This window comes from Lacrimispora amygdalina (genome assembly GCF_003432035.1).
Lineage (GTDB): Bacteria > Bacillota > Clostridia > Lachnospirales > Lachnospiraceae > Lacrimispora > Lacrimispora amygdalina.
Map to the genome: position 1 here is coordinate 1 of NZ_QOHO01000037.1, position 3,238 is coordinate 3,238.

1 rRNA gene is annotated in these 3,238 nt (G+C 50.2%); it reads left to right on the forward strand.

Annotated elements, in window-relative coordinates:
• Positions 1-300: 300 nt before the first annotated feature.
• A 23S ribosomal RNA gene (locus DS742_RS13275) occupies positions 301-3,192 on the forward strand.
• The last annotated feature ends 46 nt before the right edge of the window (positions 3,193-3,238 follow it).

Sequence of the window (3,238 nt, forward strand, 5' to 3'; positions counted from 1 at the left end):
GTTCGAATCTCTCCATCTCCATTTGATGTTAGAAAAAGCATGGAACACAGTTATTAATCGATTGTGTACGCTTCTGAAAGCATCGCACATGTACCTTGAAAACCACATATTGAATATATCTAGATAGAGTCTTCGTAAGAAGACGACATCAAGACATCCGAGGTGTTACATCGAACGATGTAACCGAATAAAAACTCGTTCAATTACCGTGACGTACGGTAAGAGAACAACCTAAGACCATAAGATACAACGCTATGTATCTTAGATGAGTAACCCGCACCCGCAGGTGAAAATCGTAATGGTTAAGCTAGAAAGAGCACAAGGTGGATGCCTTGGCACTAAGAGCCGATGAAAGACGTGATAAGCTGCGAAAAGCTTCGGGGAGGAGCAAATATCCTTTGATCCGGAGATATCTGAATGGGGAAACCCAGCTGAGCAAACCTCAGTTGTCGTATGGTGAATCCATAGCCATACGTCGGGAACCCGGGGAACTGAAACATCTAAGTACCCGGAGGAAAAGAAAGAAAACTCGATTTCCAAAGTAGCGGCGAGCGAAATGGAAAGAGCCTAAACCAGCATGCGTGCATGCTGGGGTTACGGACTGCAATAAGTGAGACGATTTGTTACCAGAACGGTCCTGGAAAGACCGGCCATAGAAAGTGAAAGCCTTGTATGGGAAAGCAATAGTCAGCGAGCAGGATCCAAAGTACCACGAGACACGAGAAACCTTGTGGGAATTCGGGGGGACCACCCCCCAAGGCTAAATACTACTTAGTGACCGATAGCGCATAGTACTGTGAAGGAAAGGTGAAAAGGACCCCGGGAGGGGAGTGAAAGAGAACCTGAAACCTTGTGTTTACAAGCTGTGGAACCACATTTTAAGTGGAACCGCGTACTTTTTGTAGAACGGTCCGGCGAGTTACCGTTACTGGCAAGGTTAAGCACTCAAGGTGCGGAGCCGAAGGGAAACCAAGTCTTAATAGGGCGTTAAGTCAGTAAAGGTAGACCCGAAACCGGGTGATCTACCCATGTCCAGGTTGAAGCTGCCGTAAAAGGCGGTGGAGGACCGAACGCACATCCGTTGAAAAGGGTGGCGATGAGGTGTGGGTAGGGGAGAAATTCCAATCGAACCCGGAGATAGCTGGTTCTCCTCGAAATAGCTTTAGGGCTAGCCTCGTATTAGTCTGCCGGAGGTAGAGCACTGAATTTCCTAGGGGGCGTCAAAGCTTACCAAAGAATATCAAACTCCGAATGCCGGTCAGATGATGTACGGGAGTCAGACTGCACGAGATAAGTTGGGCAGTCAAAAGGGAAAGAGCCCAGACCACCAGCTAAGGTCCCAAAGTGCGTGTTAAGTGGAAAAGGATGTGAGATTTCAGAGACAACTAGGATGTTGGCTTAGAAGCAGCCACACATTCAAAGAGTGCGTAATAGCTCACTAGTCGAGAGGTCTTGCGCCGAAAATGTCCGGGGCTAAAACACGACACCGAAGCTGTGGAATGTATCATAAGATACATTGGTAGAGGAGCATTCTTAATGCGCAGAAGCATTACCGTAAGGAGGTGTGGAGCGTTAAGAAGAGAGAATGCCGGAATGAGTAGCGAGATGGAGGTGAGAATCCTCCAGGCCGAATATCTAAGGTTTCCAGAGTAAAGCTGATCTGCTCTGGGTAAGTCGGGACCTAAGGCGAGGTCGAAAGACGTAGTCGATGGACAACAGGTTGAAATTCCTGTACCGCATATTATCAGAACTGTGGGGACACAGAACCGAGAGAGAACCCGGGAATGAAAAGACCGGGGCAAGCATTGGACTGGCCAAGCTGGAAAATCCGCTTGGCAACAGGAAGGTGTGACGCGTACCGAACAAAAGTAGGGAAGTCTCTGTAGGGGCTGTCAAGAAAAGCCGCTATTGTGTAATATGTGCCCGTACCGTAAACCGACACAGGTGGATGAGGAGAGAATCCTAAGGCCGGCGGGAGAAGCATTGTTAAGGAACTCGGCAAAATGACCCCGTAACTTCGGGATAAGGGGTGCCTGAGAAATCAGGCCGCAGAGAATAGGCTCAAGCAACTGTTTAGCAAAAACACAGGTCTATGCAAAACCGAAAGGTGAGGTATATGGGCTGACGCCTGCCCGGTGCTGGAAGGTTACGAGGAGGGGTTAGCGGAAACGCGAAGCTCTGAATTTAAGCCCCAGTAAACGGCGGCCGTAACTATAACGGTCCTAAGGTAGCGAAATTCCTTGTCGGGTAAGTTCCGACCCGCACGAAAGGCGTAATGATTTGAGCGCTGTCTCGACAATGCACCCGGTGAAATTGAAGTACCAGTGAAGATGCTGGTTACCTGCGCCAGGACGGAAAGACCCCATGGAGCTTTACTCCAGCTTGATACTGGGATTCGGTGCTGCATGTACAGGATAGGTGGGAGGCAAAGAAGCAGGGACGCCAGTCTCTGTGGAGCCGATGTTGGGATACCACCCTTGCGGTATTGGATTTCTAACCTGCAGCCATAACCTGGCTGGGGGACAATGTCAGGCGGGGAGTTTGACTGGGGCGGTCGCCTCCGAAAGAGTATCGGAGGCGCTCAAAGGTTCCCTCAGAATGGTCGGAAACCATTCGAAGAGTGCAAAGGCATAAGGGAGCTTGACTGCGACACCGACGGGTGGAGCAGGTAGGAAACTAGGACTTAGTGATCCGGTGGTATAAAGTGGGATTGCCATCGCTCAACGGATAAAAGCTACCCTGGGGATAACAGGCTTATCACTCCCAAGAGTTCACATCGACGGAGTGGTTTGGCACCTCGATGTCGGCTCATCGCATCCTGGGGCTGTAGTAGGTCCCAAGGGTTGGGCTGTTCGCCCATTAAAGCGGTACGCGAGCTGGGTTCAGAACGTCGTGAGACAGTTCGGTCCCTATCCGGCGTGGGCGTAGGATATTTGAGAGGAGCTGTCCTTAGTACGAGAGGACCGGGATGGACTGACCTCTGGTGTATCTGTTGGTGATCAACACCATGGCAGAGTAGCCAAGTCGGGAAGGGATAAACGCTGAAGGCATCTAAGCGTGAAGCCCCCCTCAAGATGAGATATCCCATCGCAAGAGTAAGACCCCTTGAAGACGACGAGGTAGATAGGGCAGAGGTGGAAGCATGGTAACATGTGGAGCTGACTGTCACTAATAGGTCGAGGGCTTAACCAGGTTGGTTTAGGTAAGAGGAAAGAACGGATGAAGATATATAACAATG